Here is a 19,274-nt window from a genome sequence, read left to right as displayed (position 1 = left end):
CCTGTGCGGTCAAATGCACTCCAAGCAGCAACCTTCCACCGCGGGGGCGCTGCCTGGGACAGGAACTTGCAGGGCCCCGGCCGACCGCAGGCCGTGAGAATCTGGAGTCATGAGAGCGAACCGGGGCCCTCTGGGCGATGAGCGACGCGACCGCGGCTTCGAGCTGCCGCCTACCCGTGGCGTCCTGATCACCGGCAGCCTGGTGCGCGTGTCGGGCGCGGCCGCCGCGGGTTGCGGAGCGCTGTTCGGTCTGCTTCCCGTCCTCGCACTCATCGGCAGATTCGGCTTTCCCGACGACCCACCGGCCTTCGTGCCGGTGTTCGGCGGCCCCCTCATCGCTGCGAGTCTTGGTATCGCCGTCTTCCTGATCGTGCTCGGCTACGGCCTGACATTCCAGCAACTGGCGCTCGCAGACATGTATGCAGCGGCCGAGAGCTCCCCCTCGCTGGGGAACGCGGTCGAGGTGCGTGGCCCCGTCAGCCGCACGCCGTTCTTCCCGGCGGTCGTAACCAGCGTCGTCATCGGTTCCCTTCTCCTTGCAACGGCCGGCGTCTTGCTCGCTGCGTCCGCCTGGCCGGCGATCGCGATGACTCTGCTCGTCCTGGGCGTGCTCTGTGTCCCACTCGTCCTCGCTCTGATCGCCGCCGACCGAAGGTGGCGCCGCACGGCGGGCGAGCGCCTTCCCGCACAGGCCCTGGGCGAACAGGGCCATGCGCGGCTCCTCCTCGGCGATGCGGACACGAAGCTGCGGCAGCAGGTCAAGGCCCGAGACCGCGCCGAGGCCACCGACCTCGACCGCGCGAGCATCCCTGTGCTCGCGACCCTCGTCATCGCCGTGCTCGCCGTGATGAGCCCCTCGCTCTCGCCCACGACTCCCATCTGGAAGCAGGTCCAGCTGGGCGGCGCCGGACTCGGCCTCCTGTGCCTGCTCCTCGTCCCCTGCATCGCGGTGCTCCGGGTCCGGCGACTGCGACGCACCCTCGTGCGGATACGCCGCGGCGGAACGGATGTGACCGCCATCGACCGCGCGCACGCGATCACCGCGACGGCGACTCAGGCGTCCGAGGTGCACGCGGCCACGACGGTCTGGGCGCTGCTGGGCGCAGGAGCACTCGGCACTCTGATCCCCCGGACCACTGATATCGCGCCTGTAGTGATCGTCGCGGGCATCTGGACGTTCGGCTTGACCGCGCTCGTCGCGCTGTCGATGCGCTCGGACGCGGCCGCCCCGAAGCTGCGGGAGGAATTCGGCTACCGGCTCCCGACCCAGACCTCCGGAAACGACAACACCTGGCACTGAGCAGGTCCGGTAGTTCCCCGCATCCGTAGCAAGAAAGGCATCTGCTGGGGCTGACGTCCCAGAACACCGCAGTCTGACCAACGGCGAGCCGCAGCCCCGGAGCACCGAAGTGACCGGTTCAGGAGAAGGACGGCGCAAGAGAAGGATGACTCAGGATGCGGACGGATCGATCTCCCCCGCGAAGACGATGACCTGGTCGATGAGGCTCCGCCGCAGATGGACGACGTCCGTTCCCGCCAGGCGGGGGCCTCCATCCGGCGTCGTGAAGACCCACTGATACCGGACCCACTCGTCCGGCATGTCCACCGCCGAACTGAGAACTCTCGAACCTGAGACAGCATCACCCTCCATGAGATAAAGCCCCACGACAGCGATCCCGCCCATCAACCTCTCGCCTCATGACAGCGATCCCCCCGTCCACAAACACCCATTGACCAGCGCCAAAGCACCAGCCCCTGAACCAGCACGGCCGACTCTCACCGCCGCCGACACCAAACCGAGAGATCGCAGCCGCGCCGCACAGGTGCGAGCCCTCTCGTTGTGCGGCTGTCAGCGTGGGCCTGCTCCGCTTCATCCGAGGGATCGCTGTCGAGTTCTGGGCTCGGCTGGGCTTCCCTTACCCCTTCGACGCTAGATCAGCCCTCCGCACCCGCTACGCCTTCCGTGCGGACGTCCAGCCTTGGCAGCGGAGGCTTTCGAAGCCGTCCAGGAGGAGGTCGAGGGCGAATTCGAACTCGAACTGGTCATCGCAGCCGCCACCGACCGGGGAGCCCCCGTCGTGTGCGGCCGTCGCGGCCAGCTCCGCGATGTGCGGGTAGCGCGCCGCCAGCTCGGGGCCCGGCGGGCCGGAGGGGCCCGGGGTGTCGAACAGTTCCTGGCTGAAGCCGAGCAGGCGGCTGCCCATCGCGTGCATGACGTGGTGCGTAAGGTCGGCGGAGAGGCCGCCGTCCCGGAAGCTCCCGGCCATGGAGTCCAGATACGCCAGCACGGCCGGGGTGGGGCCGGTCCGCGACTCGATGACCCGGGCCGCCCAGGGGTGGCGCAGCAGGACCCGCCGGGCCGAGAGGATCCGCCCGCGGACCGCGCTCTGCCAGTCGGGGCCCGCAGCCGGCGGGTCGATCTCGCCGACCACTGTGTCGACCATGCCGTCGAGCAGCTCCTCCTTGTTGGCCACGTGCTTGTAGAGGGCCATCGGTACGACGTCCAGCTCCTGCGCGAGCCTGCGCATGCTGAGCGCGTCGATGCCGGTGGCGTCGGCGAGCGCGACGGCGGCGCGCAGGACGCGGTCCTTGTTTAGGGGGGTCCGATGCGTGTGTGTGGCTTTCTGTCGGGTCATTCCGGCCGGCCCCTTCCCTCCTCGACAACGCCCTCTCCTTGACGAGTGTACGCCGTACACCTATGCTCCGCCAGGTGTACGGCGTACACCACCACCGAGCGAGAGGTACCGAGAAGATGAGTCCGGATCGAAGAACCGCGGTGGCCACCGGGTCGCTGTTCCTGCTGACCGAGGCCGCCGCGATAGCCGGGGCCGTTCTGTACCGCCCCCTGCTCGGAGCGGCGGACGGCCGGCTCGCGCAGGGCGCCGACATGCGGGCGCTGCTCGGGGTTCTCTGCGAGGTGGTACTGGTGGTGGCGGTGGCCGGTACCGGGGCGGCACTGTTCCCCGTCCTGCGGCGCCACGGCGAGGGGCTCGCGCTCGGGTACGCCTTCGGGCGGCTGCTGGAGGCGGCCGTCATCACCCTCGGGATCGTCGCCGTCCTGGCGCTCGTCACCCTGCGGCGGGACACGGAGGCGACGGCAGGCGCCGACGTCGCGCTGGTGGCCGTGCACGACTGGACGTTCCTGCTCGGACCCAACATCGCCCTCGGCCTGAACAGCGTCCTGCTTGCCTACCTCGCGTACCGCACACGGCTCGTGCCGCGCTTCATCGCCGTGCTCGGCCTGGTTGGCGGGCCGCTGATCTGCGCCTCGGCCGTCGCCGTGATGTTCGGGACCTACCCGCAGCTCTCCGTGGCGGGGGCGGCCGCCGCACTCCCGGTGTTCGCGTGGGAGCTGGGGCTGGCCGGGTGGCTGATCGCCAAGGGGTTCGGGCCCGGCTCAGGCGCCGCGTCCCGGGCAGACGGAGAGGTGGCTGATCCGGCAGGTGTCCGTCGGTGAGGTCGGCCCGAGCTTGACGACAGAGCCCTCCGGGGGACGCGTCAGCCCTGCCCGGGCAGGGGAACGTCATGATCTGCGAGAAGCAACGACCGACACGCGCTCGAACGGCATCAGCGGCCGCCGACGGTGGTCAGCACCGGAGGCATGACGGACAAGCTGGATGAGGAGCACCGACTCGGACGCGAAAGCACCGCATCCGCTCATCGCCACCTCCGGCAGGCGCTTGCCGCAGGCACCTGCCCTCCCGCGCCCCGTCCTTGCCTGGAGCGCGCGTCCCGCAAGGGTCAGGTGGCAGTCCAGTCGCACAGTTGCCGGGCGATCCGGGCGACGCCGAGGGCTCCGCAGGCCGCCGTCGCGTACCAACGCGACGGCGGCCTTGGGCGGGTAGTCCAGAACATGCGCATTGAGGGCCAGGTAGGCCTCGGTCGCGTGGGAGGAAGATCTCGCGGCGGCGCGCGGGTGGGCCGAGACGAGCGGGCACCTCCTGGCCCCGCTCGATGCCACGTACCAGGGGTACCGGGTGGGCATCTGGATGAAGAACCAGCGGGCCGCCGCCCGCAAGGCGGCCGAGATCGAGCAGCGGCGTGCCGAGGGCCTGGCGGTGGAGTCAACGGCCGGGGCGTTGTCGGAGGCGCGGCGTGAGCAGTTGGAGGACATCGACCCGTCGTGGTGCCCTGCCTGGCCGACGGAGTGGCAGCGCCGCTTCCACCTCGTCCGGCTCCACCTGGCGGCCGGCCACTTGCTGCCGACCGAGCCCGGCGCCGCCGTGCGCCAGGGCGAAGACCTCGGACGGTGGGTGCAGTCAGTGCGGCTCGGCTGGGACCAGCTCACCACCGTGCAGCAGTGGATGTGCGAACACGTCCTGGGGATCACACCCGCCAGCGAGGACGAGAAGCCGCCACCACACCGTACGCAGGCCGACAAATGGACCATGAACTACCAGGCCGCCAAGCAGTACTACGAACGTGAAGGGCACCTTCAAGTCCCCAGGAAGTGGGTCGAACGGATCGCCGTCGGCGAAGGCCAGGAGGAACGGGAGCACAAGCTGGGCGCCTGGATCGGCAACCAGCGCAGCCGGGCCGCAACCCTGAGCCCAGAGCGAGTGGAACTGCTGTCCGCCATCGGAATGCGCTGGTTGTAGCGAGGAGGCGCAGCAGTGGGTGGCCAGAAGTGCCGTTCTCAAGACAGTGGAGCGGAGAGTGGTGTACCGCCCCATGACAGCAGAGCTCCTCGTATGCACCGCCCCATGGCAGCCACCCCTCCCATCCTCAACACCCCACCAGCGAAAACCTTCAGACTTGACATGCCGTCACTGACACCCACCCACTGACATCAAACCGGCACATCGCAGGTAACAACGTAAGCACACCCAACGCCTCCTGCGCCCTACGAATGAGCGAATGTCTTTAAATAGCCTGACCCATTGAATTTTGGCCTTAAATTCCAGAACATTGGTTTTCGCCGTTCTTAAATTCAGCAACTTTGGCCAGAATCGGTGGCATTTATTTCGATTCCCGCCATCGGGGAAACCGCGCCTCTCTCCGAACAGCCCCGGGCTCAGTAGAGATCTTGCAGGAGCACAGCTCGTGCGCACCGGCCGCTGAGCCTCGCATCGGCGAGGCCGCGCGCGCGGGACGGCACACAGAGGGTCACCGTCTGGAGGGGCCCAAGGCGAGGGTGTTCCGCTGCAGCACCGTGAGGACCGCAAGCGCCGCCTGGTGGCAGGCGGCGGCCGTAATGTCCACGCGCGGGTACGAAGTACGGAGGGCATCCCGGGACTTGGAGGAAAGAGCCCCATGACGCTGTGAGGGAAATTACCGGATGGCCCCCGCCGGGCACGGTCAGAGCGCTGCAAAGGGGAGGAGGGTGAAGGCGGTGGCGCCCCCCGCGGACGCCCACCCGGAAAGGGGGCTTTGGAATGCATGTTCTGCCCTCACCGGGCCAGTGCCGGGCCATCGAGGAGACCGTGAGAGCCGTCCGGGAGGGACACGACCACCGGATCGGGGTACTGCTGGAGGAGTTCACCGAGGACGCCGACCTTCCCTCCCTCCTCGCCCTGCGCCAGGCTCTCGAGATCAGCCGACAGCTCCCGCACGAGTAGAGCGGAGGCGGGAGTACAGAAGCCGGGTTGCGGCGTACCGGCCCCTGCAGGAGGGGGCCGGTACGCCGCGTGGCACGTACCCGGCCAGCTGCCCGTATGCGGTTGCGTGCCTCATGGGGACATCGGGTGGCGCCAGGCCCGCACCACGCTGCTCGATGCCGTCGCACGCCACCACCACGCTCACCTGCTCGCCGCCATCGTCGCGCTCGGCGGTGAGCTGGAGGAGCTCCCAGCTACCCGTAACGGGCGCTTCAGGGGCGCGGTCATCCCAGAAGGCTGCGCGGTCAGCGCCGGCCACCGCCGATGCGGCGGTCGTCGGCCAGTCCGGTCAGCGGGCCGAACTCGCGGGCAAGCTGGTTCCACGTCAGAACCTCGCCACAGCGGGCCGGGAACTCCTTCGGGTTGAACTCGGGCATGGTCCAGGTGCCCGTGCCCCGGTCCCGCAGCCACAGGTCCCCCTCACCGTCGACCACAGTCGGCGGGACCGGTACGGGCTCGGCCTGATCGGTGGGCTCCCAGGTGACCCGGCCCGGGTGGGAAACGCGGCGCAGCTCGGTGGTGGCCAGCCGCGCGGCCAAGTCACGGGTGGACTCTTCGGCCTCCTTGACCGACGTGAGTCGGAATGCGTCGTCAAGTACGGGCAGGGCTGGATTCTTGCTGCGCTTTGAACTCATACGCTGACTACCTCCGGTGGGGGGCGTCACATCCGTTATGGCACCCCGTAGAGGAACACGGTATCCGAGGCGGGAGCCGGGCCGGCTACGACCACTGTCCAGGTGGAGGCGCTGGCACACCCGGCGGTGGGGCTGGGTGGTGAGCTGGTCCTGGACGTGGCGCAACCCGTGGTGGTAGCGCTCAGAAGCCGTATCTCAACCGAATGCGATCTGTTGATTTTCCCTGGTCAGGCATGGTTTCGGGTGGGGTGAGGGAGAGTTCCGATGTTCTGTTCCGCTGTTCGGTGAGGGGTATGCGGTGGCGTCGGTGCTGGGGTTGTTGGAGGCAAGGGAAGCGGCTGCTCGTGCGCGGGTCGAAGATCTGCGGGAGGCGGCAGCCCGGGCGGCTGCCGTGCTGGAGGCCGCGGAGATCGAACTGGACCGGCGAGTGATCGCGCGGGAAGAACTTGTCGAGGCCCTGGCCGTGTCCGCTGACGAGGCCACCGCCGTGCCGGAGGCAGCCGCAGAATCCGTGCCCGTACCGTTGCCGTTGCCGTTGCCGATGCCGGGAACGACGGTGCCGTCCTGGCACGAAGGGCTGCCCGCGACTGTTCTCTCGCCGGACTACCCACGGGTCCTGGGCATGGTGGCGGACCGGTCGGCCCAGGGGCCGGTGCGGGCCAAGGAGATCGCGGTGGTGCTCGGGCTGGAGCCGACGCCGGCGAAGGTGGAGGGCGTGCGGTCGAAGGCGAGGCGTCTGGCGGAGCGCGGGTGGCTGGTCCAGGAGACGTCGGGGATGTTCACCGCCGGCCACGGGCCGGTGGCCGGGCCAGGCGGCGGCTCATCCGCGTGATCATCGACCACTGGATCATCGCCTCGCCGGTGGCCGTCAGGGTTTCGTAGTCGCGGGCCAGACGGCGCGAATGCATCAGCCACGCGAACGTGCGCTCCACCACCCACCTGCGCGGCAGCACCACGAACCCTTCCATGGTGTCGGTGCGCTTGACGACCTGAAGGGCGAGAGCGAGTCTCTTCACGCACCAGTGGACCAGGCCGCCGGTGTAACCGCCGTCGGCCCAGACCAGGGTGATCTCCCGGTGCAGCGACCGCAGTCGTCGTAGCAGGGGCACAGCCGCCTCCCGGTCCCCGATGTTCGCAGCGGTCACCACGACGGCCAGCAGCAGGCCGAGCGTGTCGGTCACGATATGCCTCTTTCGGCCCGGCACCTTCTTCCCGCCGCCGTACCCGCTGGAAGAAGCCGGCACCGAGGCGGACACCCGGACCGACTGCGCGTCGATGATCCCCGCCGAAGGCTCCGCCTGTCGGCCCTCGCGCTCACGGACCTTCCCGCGCAGCCGGTCATGGAACTCCGCGACCAGCCCGCACTCCCGCCACCGGCGGAAGAAGGCATAGACCCGCCCCCGGGCGGGGAAGTCCGCGGGCATCGCCCGCCAGGAGATCCCGCCCGCGACCAGGTACCGGATCGCGTCCGACATCTGGCGGTGGCAGTAGCCCTCGGGCTGCCCGCCCCTGCCCTCCAGCCAGGCCGGAACCGGCAACAACGGCCGCACCGCCGCCCACTCCGCGTCCGTCATGTCCGAGGGATACCGGCGTACCCGCTCCGGATGATCCGCCGCGTTCCCGTACACGTGCGCGAGACGATCACACGATCGGGCAGCCGAGTTGAACAAGGCGGGCGCGAGCGCGTAGAACTGCGACAACAGGGCCTCCTGGAACTGCTCGGTTCGGTTCGCACCTCCGAGCTACCAAGGGGCCCTGCCTTCATGCGCCCACCACCGGAAGATCACCCCGGCGGGAAACCCGTTCGACTCACACGTTCCATGACCGGTTGAGATACGGCTTCTGAGGTTCCCCCGCTGCGCGGGAGGTGTTGATCAGCTGGTCAGGTGGGGTTTGCGGGGTTTCAGGTTCCCTCGTTCGGCCGCTGCCTGGTCGGTGTAGTGCTTCTCCTCGAACTCGATCGGGCTGAGATAGCCGAGCCGTTTCTGGACGCGCCGGGAGTTATGGAAGCCGTCGATGTACTCGAAGAGTGCGAGGTTCGCCTCGGCCCGGGTGGCAAAGACGCGCCCGCGGATGCACTCCGTCTTGATGATCATCCATAGGTTCTCCGCGAGGGCGTTGTCGAACGAGTCCCCGACCGAGCCCATCGACGCCTGGACACCGGCCCGCACCAAGCGCGTTGTCGGCTACACAGACGTGTATGGACAGCCGTGATCAGCGTGATGGATCAGCTCGCCGGGCTGGACCTCGCGGGAGGCGAGGGCGTACTCGAGTGTGGTCAGCACCAGGTCGGTGTCCGCGCGGGCCGAGGTCTCCCAGGCCACCACCCGGCGTGAGAACGCGTCCCGGATCGCCGAGAGCCACAGCGGCCCCTCACCAGTCGAGATCATGGTCAGATCGGTGACCCACAATCGGTTCGGCACGGGCGCGGTGAAGTCCCGCTCGACCAGGTCCGGGGCCAGGGTGGCCTTCGGGTCGCGGCGGGTGAAGCCCTTGCCGCGTGGGCTGATGCCCGCGATGTCGGCCTCACGCATCAGGCGCTCGATCCTTTTGCGGCCCACGTGTACGTCCTCGCGTCTGAGTGCGGCGTGGACGCGTGGCGAGCCGTAGGTCCCGCCCGAGTCAGCGTGGATCTGCTTGATCTGTCCGGTCAGCTCGGCGTCCCTGCGCACGCGTTCGCACGGCTCACGTTCCGCGCGGCGCCAGCGGTAGTAGGTGGAGGAAGCGATGTGCAGTTCCCGAAGTACGCACTCGACTCCCGGGCGTGGATGCTCATCGAGGAGCGCGGTCACCCGGGCCGGGCCGGGTCGAGTTGCGCCGCGAAAAACGCCGAGGCCGTCCGCAGGACGTCGTTCGCCCGCTTGAGCTGGGCGTTCTCCTTGCGCGACGCTGCCAGCTCGGCGCGTTCGTCGGTCGTCAGCCGGTCATCCCGCCCGCCGGCATCCGCCTCGGCCTGCCGGATCCAGCCGCGCAGAGCCTCGGGGCGCACACCAAGATCGACGGCGAGCTTCTTGGTCTGCGGCTTCGGTTCCGAGGTGAGGTACACGCGTACCGCATGCTCACGCAATTCGAGCGAGTACTTTCTGGGAGCAGCCATGGTCGGTGTTCCTCTCATGAGAACCACCTGACCTGCTGTCAACATGCTCCGCATCTCGGGGGAACCTCAAGTATCTGCGCAGGTCAGCTTTCCCTCACCACCAGTAGCTGTGGCGCTGCGTCAGCAGCGGCCGGAGGAGACGGGAAGCCTGGCGGCACAGGAATTGCCGCCCTGAACGCGATTGTCAGGGTGGGTCAGGCGGTCATGGCTGCGCGGAGGATGTCTGCCACGGCTTCCGAGTGCTGGGTTGTGAAGAAGTGGTCGCCGGCGAAGGTGTGGGCCCGGAACTCGGACGAGGTGTGGTGCTGCCAGGCATGGACGTCGATTGCATTGGTGAGGGGGTCGGCGTCTCCTCTGAGGGCAATGACGGGGCAGCTGATGGCGGAGCCGGGCTCCGGGAGGTAGCGGCCGTGGGCGGACAGGTCGCTGTGGATGACGGGCAGGAAGAGCTGGCGCAGGACCGGATGGTCCAGGATGGCGGGAGCTTCGCCTCCCAGGGAGGAGACCAGCTCTATCAGCGGCTCGTCGGGACCCTCGTCGTTCATGGGGGGCAGGTTGAGGCGGGACGGCGCCACGTGCCCGGAGGCCACGAGGGTCAAGTGCTGATGGTCCGGGGACCTTCTGATCACTTCGTAGGCCACCGTGGCTCCCAAGCTGTGTCCGAAGAGGATCACCGGCCTGTCCTTGCGCCATGCGGCAAACGCCTCGGCCACCTCGTCGGCGAGGGCGTGGACATCGGTGAAGAGCGGCTCCCGCCTACGTTCTCCTCGGCCCGGGTACTCGACGCATGCCGTTTCGGCAATGCCGGTCAGGCGGGAGGCGAGGTCTTGGTAGGAGCCCGCCGAGCCGCCCGAGTGGGGGAAGAACAGGACCTTCCAGGGGGTTGCCGTGGACGTCGGGGTGCGGGAGCTGCGGATGCAAGGGGCTGGGGCGGGCATGGCGCCGCTCTCCTCGTCGATTCGTGTCAGATGGTGTGGAGTTGGTCGAGCGTCTGCTTCAGCTCTTCGCGCAGGGTGCGCCCGGCCGTCTCGGCATCGCCCTCGGCGATGGCGTTCACGAGGACGGCATGACCGTCGTCGCCGTGGTTCGGGTCGCCGGCTCGCAGGTCGAGAAGCTCCACCAGGTCGATCAGCCCCTGGCGCAGCACCGGTACGAACTCGGTGAACAGGGCGGTGAGTACGGGATTGTGGGCTGCTGCGACGACGGTCGCGTGCAGGGCGATGTCGGCATCGACGAACACGGCGGTGGTCCCGCCTGCCGCCTCGCGGCGCCGCTTGAGGGCCGCCTCGAGGCACGAGAGGTCTTCGCCGGTACGACGCTGCGCGGCCATCTGCGCAGCTTCGACTTCGATGAGCATGCGGACTTCGTAGACGTCGGTCACGGCTGCCTGGCGGAGCCGGGTGGACCAGTTCTCCTTGGGCTTCGTGGCGATGACGAAGACGCCGGCACCCTGGCGTGCCTGAACCAGACCGGCTCCGGCGAGTGCGCGGAGTGCCTCGCGTACGGTTGAGCGCCCTACGCCGAGGATCTGGGCGAGGGAGTTCTCTCCGGGGAGTTTTGTCCCGACCGTCCAGTCGCCGTCGGTGATCTGCTCGCGCAGACGATCGGTGGCCTGCTCGACCAGAGGTGTTGGCCGCAAGGCGCCCAGTGACATCGATTAACACCTTCTACTTCTCGGGTTGTCTGAGGGGTGGTGCTGTGGTTACTGTACCGGCATGTCGCTGCGTCAGCTCCTTCTCGGCTGCCGCTGCGGGGCCTGATCCGACCGGCACCCCGCAGCGGGTGTCGGGCTGCGCCGGTCACCAGATGGCTGACCGAAAGAGGTTCCGTTCGCATGACTGCTTCCTCCGACACCGACAGCTCCGCCACCTCCGCGTTTCCCACACTGCGGACGCCCGTCGGCGCCGTTCCGTCGACTGCCCCCAGGTGGAATCCGCAGCGCCCGAGCAAGATGCCGCACCACCGCTACCGCCCGGCGCATGCCCGGGTCGAACTGCCCCTGACGGAGCGGACCTGGCCCGCCAAGCGGCTCGAGCGGGCTCCGCTGTGGGTGTCGGTCGACCTGCGCGACGGCAATCAGGCGCTGGCCGAGCCGATGGACACCGAGCGCAAGCGCCGGATGTTCGACCTCCTCGTCACCATGGGGTTCAAGGAGATCGAGGTCGGCTACCCCTCCGCGAGCCAGACCGACTTCGACTTCGTACGCCACCTCGCCGAGAGCGGCGCGGTCCCCGACGACGTGACCATCTCCGTCTTCACCGCGGCCCGCCGCGATCTGATCGACCGTACGATCTCCTCCATCGAGGGGCTGCCCCGTACCCTCGTACACCTCTACACCGCCACCGCCCCCACCTGGCGGAACGTAGTCCTGGACCGCTCCCGCGGCGACGTCCACCGGCTGATCCTCGACGCCGCCACCCATCTGATGCGGCGCGCGCAGGAGCAGCCGGGCGCGGACATCCGGTTCGAATTCTCGCCCGAGGTCTTCAACCTCACGGAACCGGACTACGTCCTGGAGGTCTGCGACAGCATCACCGAGCTGTGGGAGGCCTCCCCGGACCGTCCCGTGGTGCACAACCTGCCGGCGACGGTGGAGATCGCCACCCCCAACGTGTACGCGGACCAGATCGAGTACATGCACCGCCACCTGGCACGGCGTGACTCGGTGATCCTCTCCGTACACCCGCACAACGACCGCGGGACCGGCGTCGCCTGCGCCGAACTCGCCGTCCTGGCCGGGGCGCAGCGCGTAGAGGGGTGCCTGTTCGGCAACGGCGAGCGGACCGGCAACGTCGACCTGGTCACTCTCGCCCTGAACCTGTACGCGCAGGGCGTCAATCCGATGATCGACTTCTCCGACATCGACGCCGTGCGCGAAGTCGTGGAGCACTGCAACCGGCTGCCGGTCCACCCTCGCCATCCCTACGCCGGCGACCTCGTCCACACGGCCTTCTCCGGCACACACCAGGACGCCATCTCCAAGGGCATGGCCCACCACGCCAAGCAGGCGGCCGAGAAGGGCATCCCGGCCGAGGAGGCCCCATGGGAAGTTCCGTACCTGCCCATCGATCCGTCCGACATCGGCCGTACGTACGAGGAGGTCATCCGCATCAACTCCCAGTCCGGCAAGGGTGGCATCGCCCACCTGCTGCAGGTTCACCACGGCCTGGACCTGCCCAATAAGATGCGCCCGGACTTCTCCCGCACGGTCCAGCAGGCCACCGACACCAGCGGCCGGGAACTCACGCATCAGGACCTGTGGGAACTCTTCCGTGCCACCTACCTCACACCGGCCGAGGACGGACCGGTCGTACTCGGCGACTGGACCACCGGGCAGACCGCTCCAAGCGAGCACGAGTTCACCTGCACGCTGCGCAGCGGCGGGGAGGAACGGAGCCACCGGGGGACCGGCAACGGACCGCTGTCGGCACTGACCGACGCCCTCGCCGTCGCCGGGATCCCGGTCGACATCCTCGGCTACGCCGAGCACGCCACCGGGACCGGCCCGGGCAGCCCCGCCGTCGCCTACGCCGAATGCCGCGTGGCCGGCACCACCCGCTGGGGCGCGGGCTGGGACACCTCCGTCCTCGCCGCCTCGGTACACGCCGTCATGGCCGCCGTCAACCGCGCAGCGCAGGCCTGACCATGAACCCGACCCCCGTACTCCGCGTCAGCAATGTGGACCTGGTCCGCGACGGCAATCCGATCCTGCACGAGGTCTCCCTGACCGTACAGCCCGGGGAACACTGGGCGCTGCTCGGCGCCAACGGCGCGGGCAAGAGCACCTTGCTCAGCCTCCTGGGCGCACTCGCGCATCCCACCCGGGGCACCGTGGAACTCCTGGGCCATAAGCTGGGCCGGGTCGACATGCGACAACTGCGCTCCTACGTCGGCCACGTCGACCCCCGCCATGCGCTGCGCTCTCCCCTGAGAGTCCAGGACGTGGTACTGACCGGCCTGACCAACACCATCGAGCGGGTTCCCCGCTGGAACCCGACGGCCGAGCAGGTGGCGTCGGCCGGTCACGTCCCTTCCCGTGGTGTAGGCGATCAGCCGTCTGACGCCGCTGGCAGGACGGTCGGGATGTCGATGTAGAGAGCGTCCATGCTCTCGTTGGAGAGGTAGCGGCGGGGGAAGGCGATCCATTCGTCGTGAAGTTCGGCGAGGACCGCGGTGGCGAGGCGGAGGACGGCGGTCGGGTTCGGGAAGACCTGGACGACGTCGGTGCGGCGTTTGATCTCCCGGTTCAGCCGTTCCAGCGGGTTCGTGGACTGGATCTTCTTCCAGTGCTGGTGGGGGAAGTCCGCGAACGCGGTCAGGTCTTCTTTGGCCTCCAGCAGCATCTCTCTGACCTTGGGGAACTGTCGGCCGAGCATGTCGGCGACCGTGTCGAGTTGGGTGCGGACGGCGTCTGCGGTGGGCTGGGCGAAGACGGTGCGGATCGTGGCTGCGACCATCTCCGCAGATCCTTTCGGGATCACGGCGAAGACGTTGCGGACGAAGTGGACCCGGCAGCGCTGCCAGGCGGAGCCGAGCATGACCTTGCGGATCGCTTTGACCAGGCCGCTGTGGCTGTCGGAGATGACCAGGCGGACGCCACTCATTCCACGTTCTCGCAGGTGACGCAGGAACTGGGCCCAGAACGCTTCGGTTTCGCTGTCGCCGACCATGACACCGACGACTTCCCGGCCGCCGTCCTGGGTGACGCCGGTGGCGATGACGATGGCCTGGGAGACGATGCGGTGATCGACGCGGGCCTTGACGTAGGTGGCGTCGAGGAAGAGGTAGGGGAAGCGGATGTGGTCCAGCGGACGGGTCCGGAAGGCGTCGAGCTGTTCGTCCAGGTCGGCGCAGATCCGGGAGACCTCGCTCTTGGATATCCCGGTGTCGGAGCCGAGGGCTTTGACGAGGTCGTCGACGGAGCGGGTGGACACGCCGTGGACGTATGCCTCCATGATGACCGCGTAGAGGGCCTGGTCGATGCGCCGCCGGCGCTCGAGGAGGCTGGGGAAGAAGCTCCCGGCCCGCAGTTTCGGGATGGCGAGTTCCAGGTCGCCGGCCTGCGTGGTCATGGTTTTTTCGCGGTGGCCGTTGCGCCAGGTGGTGCGGGTGCCGGTGTGTTCGCCCCACTCGGCTCCGATCTTTGTAGTGGCCTCGGCCTCGATCAGTTCCTGCAGCAGCCGCTCGGCGACCTCGCGGACGAGTTCAAGACCATCGGCCGAACGTAGTGATTCAAGCAGGCGAAGTAGGTCATGCTGGGACAAGGCCACCGTGCACCCCCTGGGGTCGAACTGCCCGTTCACTCCGGACAGTTGCACGGTGGCCTGCCAGTTGAGTAGGGCACAGTCACCGGCAGGCGGTGCACCACAGGGAGCAGAACCCGCGCACTCAACCGCGGAGATCCCCTACACCACACTGCGGGACGCCATCCGTCGGCCGACCGCCTCATCGCACTGCTCGGCCTCGAAGGCCGCCGCAGTGCCCGCTGGCCTACCCTGTCCCAGGGCGAACGGGGCCGGGCGCTCATCGCGCGGGCGCTCATGCCGAGTCCGCGGCTGCTGCTGCTCGACGAGCCCGCGACGGGACTGGACGTCGCAGGCAGGGAGCAGCTCATCGAACGGATCGATACACTCCAGCACACCTGTCCAGAGCTGTCATCGGTACTGGTCACGCATCACCTGGAGGAGCTTCCCCCAGGCACGACGCATGTGATGCTGCTGCGCGACGGACGCTGCCTGGGCGCCGGCCCGGTCGAGGAGGTCCTGACCGGCGACCAGGTCAGCAAGTGTTTCGACCATCCGATCCACCTCACCCGCGCCGACGGGCGCTGGAGTGTGCGAACGAGCCGCCCGGCCAGACCGCACTCCCGCTGACGAGGGTGTCGGGGCGGGTCACGTCGACCCGGTGCGACCCGCCCCGACGTCATCAGAACACTGCCTTCTCGGCCTTCTCGACGGCGTCCTGGGCCCGGCTCCAGTCTCCGTCGAAGTGGTCCGCCAGCGCATGCAGCCAGCGCTCGATACCGAAGCCGACACAGCTGGTGGAGACCGAACTGCCACCGGGCAGCGATACGGAGCACCGCTCACCGAAGAAGGTGAAGTGGGTGTTCACCGAAGCGATGGCCATGCCTCGGTAGACGTACTCGTGCTTGACCGGGACGACCTGCTGGAAGGCGGCCCGTTCTCCGGAACTGTCGTAGAAGGGGTCGGAGGCAGCGCGCCGCACCAGCGGCAGCCCGATCTCGCCGGCCAGCGCATCCAGGAACTGCGCCGAGCGGTCGAGGTGGGCCGCGACCTGCTCGGGAGTGCCCAGCGCTACGACCTCGCGCATCCGGAACGCCTTGAGCCGCCGCAGTCCGTCGAAGTGGTCCTCGTTGCGGAAGCACAGCCCCAACACGGTGACCAGTTCACCCTCGTGGGGCACCTGCCGGTTCCGGTAGTAGAGGTAGACCCCGTAGCAGGCGCTGGAGGGCAGGGCGAGATCGGCCGGGAGGAGGGAACCGGCGGTGAGGGCTCCGCGGGCCGCCTCCTGCTCGATCTGCGACGCCCCGGCCGTCTCGACGTCCAGGGCCGCGGATACGAGGGCCAGTTGGGGGAAGTTCTGGTAGACGTCGAGCGAGGCCAAGTCGCCGACGGGCAACAGGGGCGGAACTGTCAGTGCGGCCGCGCCGGAGGCCTCGGCCCAGCGGGTACAGATGCGATCGAGCGTCTCGGCGAGCCGGGTCGGCTCCGCCTCCAACGCGGCCAGTCCTGCTGACGCGCGGACGCCGGTCTTGATGCTCATCACAAGCTCCTCCAATTCGTTGCAGCCTGGGAACGCACGTCCGGCCTGGGGAAGTCCGTCGGCCCCTCGGGGCGGATAGGGCGGCACGGCGACAGGTCCGAGCGGCGGCAGGGCTGGGCGGGAACGCGCCTCGGGCCGAGCCAACAGACCGGGCACACAAGTGCTTTGCCCTAGTACTGCAACCGTGTTTGGCGTGTCGGTGTGTTGTGGTGGTCGTTGTTCCTGTCATGGGCGGGGATCTCGAAGTCGGTGACGTGTGGCGGTGGGTGGCGGGGCTGGAGGAGGTGCATGAGCGGTTCCTGCACCGGTTTCAGCGCTCGGAGCCCCGGGAGTCGGCGCTGGCCTATCTGCGGGGGCTGGTGTCGTCGCTGGAGCGGAAGGAACGCGTGGACGGTCGCCGAGCATGCGGGTCATGGCCGGCCGGACCGTTTGCGGCGGCTGCTCAACACGTGCGGCTGGGAGGCGGACGAAGTCCGTGACGACATCCGGGAGTTCGTGGTCGAACACCTCGGTGACCGGCAGGCGGTGCTGGTCGTGGACGACACCGGGTTCCTGAAGAAGGGGGTTCGCTCGGCCGGGGTCCAGCGCCAGTACACCGGCACGGCGGGCCGGGTCGAGAACAGCCAGGTCGGCACGTTCCTGGCCTATGCCACCGATGCCGGTCACACGCTGATCGACCGGGAGCTGTACCTGCCCGCGTCCTGGACCGGGGACCGGGAACGCTGCCGCGCGGCCGCGGTCCCCGACGAGATCGCCTTCGCCACGAAGAACGAACACGCCAAGAGCATGATCGAGCGGGCCCTCGCCGCGCGGGTGCCGTTCGCATGGCTGACCGCCGACGAGGCATACGGGCAGGTCAAAGGCCTGCGGTACTGGCTCGAACAGCGCGGGGTGTTCCACGTGCTGGCGACCCGCCGCACCGACACCGTCGTCACCGCCTCACGCATGGACCACCCCGTGGAAGAGCTGGTCGCCATTCTGCCCCGGCAGGCGCGGAAACGCCGCTCCCGCGGACGGGGCGCCCACGGCGAGCGCGTCTACGACTGGGCCCGGGCCCCCATCTGCCCCCGGCGCGAGGAGGGCGTCGAGCACTGGGTACTGGCCCGCCGCAGCATCACCGATCCCACCGAGATCGCCTCCTACGTCTGCTTCGCACCTCAGGACACCACCCTGAACACCCTCCTGGCCGTGGCCGGCCGCCGCTGGACGATCGAGGAGTGCTTCCAGAGCGCGAAGAACGAATGCGGCCTCGACCACTACCAGGTCCGCAAGTACCACGCCTGGTACCGGCACATCACCCTCGCCATGGCAGCCCACGCCTACCTCACAACCGTGCGTGCACAGGAGTTCAAAAAAGGGGATCCAAACCCGGTGAGCAGCACCTTGTCCCGCTGAGCCCGCCCGAGATCCGCCGCCTGACCGCCCACCTCACAGCACGGCTCCTCCCACCGATCACCCAGGTCCTGCACGGATCCAGATGGCGACGACAGGCACAGCACCGAGCACGCATCAGCCACTACAGACGACGAGGCCACAGCCCATACACCGACACACCGTCACGCCAAACACGGTTGCAGTACTCACCGCCCCTGCAAGGCTTCACCCCGTAGCCGCTCTTCGCCTGGCCCCCGGAGCAGAACACCGGACGACCTGCCAGTAAGCGCCGACGTGTGACATGGCCCGGTTCACGCTTATGCAACACCAGCGACTTCAGGCCAATTCGGTGCGCGGTGTCGCATTATCGCCGACGGACTTCGCACGGCCTTCCAATTGTCAAGCGAGGGATCGAACATCCGCCCCTTGGGCGCTCATTTTGGCCGAATCCTCGTTCGCAAGCGGTATCATCCACTCCACTTCCGGGATTCAAGCCCTGCATATTGATCCGAAACACTTTGAGTTCAGGCTCGTTGGCGATGATCGTCGACCGGCACTCGGTTTACCGTTCCAAGGCGGTCCGGGCCTGGCTCGCCGACCACGAGGACCAGATCGAGCTGCACTTCCTGCCCTCGTACTCACCCGGGCTGAACCCCGACGAACTGGTCAACGCCGACCTCAAACGCAGCCTGCCCCACACCCACCGGGCCAGGAACCAGACCGAACTCGCCGCCGAAACCCACAGGTTCTTCCACCGCCGACAACGCCAACCTCACATCGTGCGCGGATACTTCGGCGGTCGGCACGTCCGCTACGTCATCGCCGAGTGAACCCCATGAGTTTCTGATCAATACCGCCCTCCGCGCGAAGTCCACGCCGAGTACGAGAAGTTGCGAATCGCCGGGTGAAGTAAACGGTCGGAAGCCTGTCCGGAAAACGCGAGGCCCCTCAGGCGCGGATGCTCGTATCGGCCAGGCGGAATGCCGCAGACTGCGACGCGCCCGCGGCAGGGCGGGACTCCGCGTGGCGGGGTCAGAACTGGTTTTCGCCGCCGTTGATGTGCAGGGTGGTTCCGAGTACGAAACTGCTGTCCTCGGAGGCAAGGAATGCCACGGCGGCGGCGACTTCCTCCGGGCGCCCCCTGCGGCCGATCGGCACTCCCGCCGCGAGTTCCGCCTTGACGGCGGCCGCGTTCTCCTCGCCGATGGCGATGTCGGCTCCGGGGGTGTCGATCGCGCCCGGCGCGACCGTGTTGACCCGGATGCCTCTGCCTTTCAGCTCGTTAGCCCAGGTCCGCGCGAGGGACCGGATCGCGGCCTTCGACGCCGCGTACAGGCCGAAGTTCTCCCGGCCGTCGTCGGCGCGGATGGAGTCGTTCAGGATTACCGAGGCGCCGTCGTTGAGCAACGGCAGTGCTTTTTGCACGGTGAGCAGCGTGCCACGGACGTTGACGCCGAAGATCTGATCGAACTGTTCACCGGTGGCCTGCGCCAGCGGCGCGAGCGTGGCGATGCCCGCGTTGGCGAAAAGCACGTCCAGGCCCCGGCCGCGCCCGCGGACCGCGTCGTACAGCCGGTCCAGGTCGGTCGGCTCCGATATGTCGCCCGGCACCGCGGTGAGCGCAGAACCGATCGACTCGACGGCCCTGTCGAGCATGTCCTCGCGTCGGCCGGTGATGAACACATGGGCGCCCTCGGATGCCAGCCGCGCGGCGGTGGCCAGGCCGATTCCTGTGCTGCCGCCGGTGACGACGGCGGTCTTGCCTTCCAACTGCCCCATTGTCTGAAC

At 68.4% G+C, this 19,274-nt stretch carries 17 protein-coding genes and 6 pseudogenes; 10 read left to right on the top strand and 13 right to left on the bottom strand.

Features of this window, described 5'->3' with window-relative positions; all coding sequences use genetic code 11:
• The first annotated feature begins 109 nt into the window (after window positions 1-109).
• Window positions 110-1,300 (top strand): hypothetical protein, encoded by a 1,191-nt coding sequence (locus BN1555_RS37550; protein ID WP_093804386.1) that lies wholly within the window; start codon window positions 110-112, stop codon window positions 1,298-1,300.
• Window positions 1,301-1,450: 150 nt separating this feature from the next.
• Here BN1555_RS37550 and BN1555_RS37545 read toward each other — a convergent pair.
• Both BN1555_RS37545 and BN1555_RS37540 read right to left on the bottom strand, forming a co-directional pair.
• Window positions 1,451-1,678, bottom strand: a pseudogene (locus tag BN1555_RS37545) (nuclear transport factor 2 family protein); the annotation flags it as partial.
• A 274-nt stretch (window positions 1,679-1,952) separates the two neighbouring features.
• Window positions 1,953-2,636 carry a TetR/AcrR family transcriptional regulator C-terminal domain-containing protein gene (locus tag BN1555_RS37540; RefSeq protein ID WP_093804385.1) on the bottom strand — a complete coding sequence of 228 codons (684 nt, stop codon included), beginning with the start codon at window positions 2,634-2,636 and terminating at the stop codon, window positions 1,953-1,955.
• Between the two features lie 116 nt (window positions 2,637-2,752).
• Here BN1555_RS37540 and BN1555_RS37535 point away from each other — a divergent pair, with 116 nt between their 5' ends.
• On the top strand, window positions 2,753-3,457 hold the full coding sequence (locus BN1555_RS37535) for a DUF4386 domain-containing protein (protein ID WP_093804416.1): 705 nt from the start codon (window positions 2,753-2,755) through the stop codon (window positions 3,455-3,457).
• Between the two features lie 284 nt (window positions 3,458-3,741).
• On the opposite strand, the pseudogene BN1555_RS41255 reads toward BN1555_RS37535, so the two are convergent.
• Window positions 3,742-3,889 (bottom strand): annotated as a pseudogene (locus BN1555_RS41255) (fic family toxin-antitoxin system, toxin component); the annotation flags it as partial.
• Here BN1555_RS41255 and BN1555_RS37525 point away from each other — a divergent pair.
• Window positions 3,882-4,598 (top strand): annotated as a pseudogene (locus BN1555_RS37525) (helicase associated domain-containing protein); the annotation flags it as partial. The pseudogenes BN1555_RS41255 and BN1555_RS37525 overlap by 8 nt on opposite strands.
• Before the next feature lie 777 nt (window positions 4,599-5,375).
• A complete protein-coding gene (locus BN1555_RS37520; RefSeq protein WP_093804384.1) occupies window positions 5,376-5,558 on the top strand; it encodes a hypothetical protein in 183 nt (60 codons plus the stop codon).
• Between the two features lie 284 nt (window positions 5,559-5,842).
• Here BN1555_RS37520 and BN1555_RS37515 read toward each other — a convergent pair whose 3' ends face one another.
• Window positions 5,843-6,232: a hypothetical protein gene (locus tag BN1555_RS37515; protein ID WP_093804383.1), complete on the bottom strand. Its 390-nt coding sequence runs from the start codon at window positions 6,230-6,232 to the stop codon at window positions 5,843-5,845.
• Between the two features lie 298 nt (window positions 6,233-6,530).
• Between BN1555_RS37515 and BN1555_RS37510 the strand changes: the two genes are divergently transcribed.
• Window positions 6,531-7,064, top strand: a complete 534-nt coding sequence (locus tag BN1555_RS37510) for a hypothetical protein (protein WP_093804382.1) — start codon at window positions 6,531-6,533, stop codon at window positions 7,062-7,064.
• Here BN1555_RS37510 and BN1555_RS37505 read toward each other — a convergent pair.
• The 6 genes from BN1555_RS37505 to BN1555_RS37480 all read right to left on the bottom strand — a co-directional run bounded on the left by BN1555_RS37505 (window position 7,012) and on the right by BN1555_RS37480 (window position 10,983).
• Window positions 7,012-7,806 (bottom strand): IS5 family transposase, encoded by a 795-nt coding sequence (locus tag BN1555_RS37505; RefSeq protein ID WP_093804415.1) that lies wholly within the window; start codon window positions 7,804-7,806, stop codon window positions 7,012-7,014. The two genes, BN1555_RS37510 and BN1555_RS37505, sit on opposite strands and share 53 nt — an antisense overlap.
• A 300-nt stretch (window positions 7,807-8,106) precedes the next feature.
• The gene (locus tag BN1555_RS37500; protein ID WP_141662992.1) at window positions 8,107-8,403 is read right to left on the bottom strand and encodes an IS3 family transposase; all 297 of its coding nucleotides are present in this window, start codon (window positions 8,401-8,403) and stop codon (window positions 8,107-8,109) included.
• A gap of 15 nt (window positions 8,404-8,418) precedes the next feature.
• A complete protein-coding gene (locus BN1555_RS37495) occupies window positions 8,419-9,024 on the bottom strand; it encodes an IS3 family transposase (protein ID WP_093804380.1) in 606 nt (201 codons plus the stop codon).
• On the bottom strand, window positions 9,021-9,329 hold the full coding sequence (locus BN1555_RS37490) for a transposase (RefSeq protein ID WP_176710387.1): 309 nt from the start codon (window positions 9,327-9,329) through the stop codon (window positions 9,021-9,023). The genes BN1555_RS37495 and BN1555_RS37490 overlap by 4 nt, the downstream gene beginning before the upstream one ends.
• 194 nt (window positions 9,330-9,523) lie before the next feature.
• Complete coding sequence (locus BN1555_RS37485; RefSeq protein WP_093804378.1) at window positions 9,524-10,267, bottom strand: thioesterase II family protein; 744 nt, start codon at window positions 10,265-10,267, stop codon at window positions 9,524-9,526.
• Window positions 10,268-10,293: 26 nt separating this feature from the next.
• The gene (locus tag BN1555_RS37480) at window positions 10,294-10,983 is read right to left on the bottom strand and encodes a FadR/GntR family transcriptional regulator (RefSeq protein ID WP_093804377.1); all 690 of its coding nucleotides are present in this window, start codon (window positions 10,981-10,983) and stop codon (window positions 10,294-10,296) included.
• A gap of 180 nt (window positions 10,984-11,163) precedes the next feature.
• Between BN1555_RS37480 and leuA the strand changes: the two genes are divergently transcribed.
• A complete protein-coding gene (gene leuA, locus BN1555_RS37475; RefSeq protein WP_093804376.1) occupies window positions 11,164-12,972 on the top strand; it encodes a 2-isopropylmalate synthase in 1,809 nt (602 codons plus the stop codon).
• Window positions 12,973-12,974: 2 nt separating this feature from the next.
• Window positions 12,975-13,337, top strand: a pseudogene (locus BN1555_RS37470) (ATP-binding cassette domain-containing protein); the annotation flags it as partial.
• A 41-nt stretch (window positions 13,338-13,378) separates the two neighbouring features.
• On the opposite strand, the gene BN1555_RS37465 reads toward BN1555_RS37470, so the two are convergent.
• Window positions 13,379-14,599 carry an IS256 family transposase gene (locus BN1555_RS37465; RefSeq protein ID WP_093804374.1) on the bottom strand — a complete coding sequence of 407 codons (1,221 nt, stop codon included), beginning with the start codon at window positions 14,597-14,599 and terminating at the stop codon, window positions 13,379-13,381.
• A 165-nt stretch (window positions 14,600-14,764) separates the two neighbouring features.
• Between BN1555_RS37465 and BN1555_RS37460 the strand changes: the two are divergent.
• Window positions 14,765-15,202, top strand: a pseudogene (locus BN1555_RS37460) (ATP-binding cassette domain-containing protein); the annotation flags it as partial.
• Window positions 15,203-15,254: 52 nt separating this feature from the next.
• Here BN1555_RS37460 and BN1555_RS37455 read toward each other — a convergent pair.
• The gene (locus BN1555_RS37455; protein WP_093804372.1) at window positions 15,255-16,112 is read right to left on the bottom strand and encodes a class-II aminoacyl-tRNA synthetase family protein; all 858 of its coding nucleotides are present in this window, start codon (window positions 16,110-16,112) and stop codon (window positions 15,255-15,257) included.
• Window positions 16,113-16,339: 227 nt separating this feature from the next.
• Here BN1555_RS37455 and BN1555_RS37450 point away from each other — a divergent pair.
• Together BN1555_RS37450 and BN1555_RS37445 are read left to right on the top strand one after the other, a co-directional pair.
• A pseudogene (locus BN1555_RS37450) lies at window positions 16,340-17,507 on the top strand (IS701 family transposase).
• Between the two features lie 518 nt (window positions 17,508-18,025).
• Complete coding sequence (locus BN1555_RS37445) at window positions 18,026-18,316, top strand: transposase (protein ID WP_369689055.1); 291 nt, start codon at window positions 18,026-18,028, stop codon at window positions 18,314-18,316.
• A gap of 202 nt (window positions 18,317-18,518) precedes the next feature.
• Here the strand turns inward: BN1555_RS37445 and BN1555_RS37440 are convergent, their stop codons facing one another.
• Window positions 18,519-19,265 carry an SDR family NAD(P)-dependent oxidoreductase gene (locus BN1555_RS37440; RefSeq protein WP_093804371.1) on the bottom strand — a complete coding sequence of 249 codons (747 nt, stop codon included), beginning with the start codon at window positions 19,263-19,265 and terminating at the stop codon, window positions 18,519-18,521.
• Window positions 19,266-19,274 lie beyond the last annotated feature (9 nt).

The organism is Streptomyces sp. Wb2n-11 (assembly GCF_001049855.1).
Lineage (GTDB): Bacteria > Actinomycetota > Actinomycetes > Streptomycetales > Streptomycetaceae > Streptomyces > Streptomyces altiplanensis.
Note: the sequence above shows the minus strand (reverse complement) of the source record. Positions and strands in the feature narration are given on the sequence as shown.